General features: G+C 52.1%; 1 rRNA gene. It reads right to left on the minus strand.

The features are described 5' to 3' along the window. Positions 1 to 1435 (minus strand): 23S ribosomal RNA (locus tag GPK81_RS12650); the annotation flags it as partial. Positions 1436 to 1481 lie beyond the last annotated feature (46 nt).

A 1481-nucleotide genomic window follows, 5' to 3' on the forward strand; every position in this document is an offset into this window, starting at 1 on the left:
ATACTGCAGTACAGGAATATCAACCTGTTGTCCATCGGCTACGGCTCTCGCCCTCACCTTAGGTCCCGACTCACCCAGGGCAGATCAGCTTTACCCTGGAAACCTTGGATATTCGGCCTAGAGGATTCCCACCTCTATCTCGCTACTCATTCCGGCATTCTCTCTTCCATATAGTCCACAGCTCCTTACGGTACTGCTTCTTCCCATATGCAATGCTCCTCTACCAATCCTTACGGATTCCTTAGTTTCGGTGGCGCGTTTCAGCCCCGGACATTTTCGGCGCAGGACCTCTCGACCAGTGAGCTATTACGCACTCTTTGAATGTATGGCTGCTTCTGAGCCAACATCCTGGTTGTCTTCGAAATCCCACATCCTTTTCCACTTAACGCGCACTTTGGGACCTTAACTGTAGGTCTGGGCTCTTTCCCTTTTGACCGCCCAACTTATCTCGTGCAGTCTGACTCCCGGTGATATCTACACGGCATTCGGAGTTTGATATTCTTCGGTAGGCTTTGACGCCCCCTAGGAAATTCAGTGCTCTACCTCCGCAAGACTCACACCGAGGCTAGCCCTAAAGCTATTTCGAGGAGAACCAGCTATCTCCGGGTTCGATTGGAATTTCTCCCCTATCCACACCTCATCCCCACCCTTTTCAACGGATGTGGGTTCGGTCCTCCACTACCTCTTACGGCAGCTTCAACCTGGACATGGATAGATCACCCGGTTTCGGGTCTACTCCTACTGACTCTGGCCCTGTTAAGACTTGGTTTCCCTTCGGCTCCATCCCTTGAGGACTTAACCTTGCCAGTAAGCGTAACTCGCCGGACCGTTCTACAAAAAGTACGCGGTTGTGCTCATATGGCACTTCCACAGCTTGTAGACACAGGGTTTCAGGTTCTCTTTCACTCCCCTCCCGGGGTCCTTTTCACCTTTCCTTCACAGTACTATGCGCTATCGGTCACTAAGTAGTATTTAGCCTTAGGGGGTGGTCCCCCTTACTTCCCACAAGGTTCCTCGTGTCTCGTGGTACTCCGGATCCTGCTCAGTCAGCTTGGTTTTCACGTACGGGGCTTTCACCCTCTCTGGCCGGCTTTCCCAAAACCGTTCTGTTAACCTCGCTGAATCTTAAATGCAGTCCATGACCCCGGCATGCACGCACACCGGTTTAGGCTCCTCCGCGTTCGCTCGCCGCTACTTACGGAATCGATGTTTCTTTCTTTTCCTCCGGGTACTTAGATGTTTCAGTTCCCCGGGTTCCCTTCCATACGTTATGGATTGGCGTATGGATGCATGAGGTCTTCTCATGCGGGTTTCCCCATTCAGACATCTCCGGATCACGGGATATTTGCTCCTCCCCGAAGCTTTTCGCAGCTTATCACGTCTTTCATCGGCTCTTAGTGCCAAGGCATCCGCCCTGTGCCCTTATTGCTTGACCTTTCGCTTCATCACCCTAGCGTAGGTGATGCGGTCTCTTGATTCTC

The organism is Blautia sp. MCC283 (assembly GCF_018785565.1).
Lineage (GTDB): Bacteria > Bacillota > Clostridia > Lachnospirales > Lachnospiraceae > Blautia_A.